Origin of the sequence: Nocardioides sp. NPDC057772, assembly GCF_042798075.1 — a bacterium.
Taxonomy (GTDB): Bacteria; Actinomycetota; Actinomycetes; order Propionibacteriales; family Nocardioidaceae; genus Nocardioides.
Map to the genome: position 1 here is coordinate 1 of NZ_JBHVKN010000386.1, position 1,492 is coordinate 1,492.

Genomic DNA, 1,492 nt, shown 5'->3' on the forward strand with positions numbered 1-1,492 from the left:
GGCTCTTCCTACCTGAGGTGGGGGTGAGCTCGGTCGCCGCGTTGGGCGGCGTGGTGGCACTTGGGTAGGCGTCGAGGCCTCCAAGATCGGTAGCGACCAAGCAAACCAAGCCGGAAGGCCTCGACGTGTCCGAGCCTACGGCGGGTGTCGCTGTGCGCTGCCAGCACGACCCGCGCTACTGCCACAACTGTGATCTGCTCGTCGGCATCGAGGGCTTCCATGTCGCCGGTGTCGAGGTCGATCCTGACGTCGGGATCCTGACAGTGCGGGTCGAGTCCGCGCCAGCGGTGATGGGCTGTCGATCCTGCGGCGTGATCGCCCACAGCCACGGGCGTCGTGATGTCGAGCTGATCGACGCACCGTGCTTCGGTCGCCCGGTGCGGTTGGTCTGGCGCAAGCGGACATGGCGCTGTGTCGAACCAGCGTGTGCGGTCAAGGTCTTCACCGAACAGAACGACCAGCTCGCGGCGCCCCGGGCCAAGCTGTCGACGCGGGCATGCTGGTGGGCCCTGAGCCAGCTGCGAGGCGAGAATGCCTCGATACTCGGGCTGGCGCGGCAGTTGGGCACGACCTGGAACACGGTGTGGTCCTCGATCCAGCCGCTGCTTGAGCAGATGGCCGCCGATGAGTCCCGCTTCGCCGGCGTCACCCGCTTAGGGGTCGACGAGCACATCTGGCATCACACCAGCACCTTGCCCATCGAATCCGGCGGTCGAGGACCCAAGGAACTGACCGGAATGGTCGACCTGTCCCTCGATGCGCAAGGGCGAACCCGGGCACGGCTGCTGGACCTCGTCCCCGGTCGATCCGGGAGGGTCTACAGCGACTGGCTCGAGGAGCGCGGCAAGCAGTTCCGTGACGGTGTCGAGGTCGCGACGCTGGACCCGTTCCATGGCTACAAGAACGCCATCGACGACCAACTTGAAGACGCCACCGCCGTGCTGGACGCCTTTCACATCGTCAAGCTCGGCACCGCCGCGGTCGACGAGGTCCGCCGCCGCGTCCAGCAAGAGATCCACGGCCACCGCGGCCGCAAAGGTGACCCGCTCTACGGCATCCGCACCATCTTGCGCTGCGGGGCCGAGAAGCTCACCGAACGACAACGCGCCCGCCTGGACCGCGCCATCATCGCCGACGAGCGTCACGACGAGGTCTACCTCGCCTGGCAGTGCGCCCAACAACTTCGCAGCGCCTACACCACCGACCGGCTGGCTGAGGGACGCCGAATCGCAGAGAAGCTGCTCAAGACTCTGCCGACCTGCCCGATCCCGGAGATCAAGCGGCTCGGCAAGACCCTCACACAGTGGCGCCCCTCGTTCTTGGCCTACTTCGACACCGACCGTGCCAGCAACGGCGGCACAGAAGCCATCAACGGACTCATCGAACTCCACCGCCGCATCGCCCGTGGCTTCCGCAACCTGGACCACTACCGACTCAGGATGCTCCTCATCGCCGGCGGCCTACGCCACCCCCACCTCAGGTAGGAAGAGCC

1 protein-coding gene is annotated in these 1,492 nt (G+C 66.7%); it reads left to right on the forward strand.

Going from position 1 to position 1,492, the window contains the following annotated elements:
* The first annotated feature begins 125 nt into the window (after positions 1-125).
* The gene (locus ACFVJS_RS27920; RefSeq protein ID WP_378886793.1) at positions 126-1,484 is read left to right on the forward strand and encodes an ISL3 family transposase; all 1,359 of its coding nucleotides are present in this window, start codon (positions 126-128) and stop codon (positions 1,482-1,484) included.
* Positions 1,485-1,492: the final 8 nt, after the last annotated feature.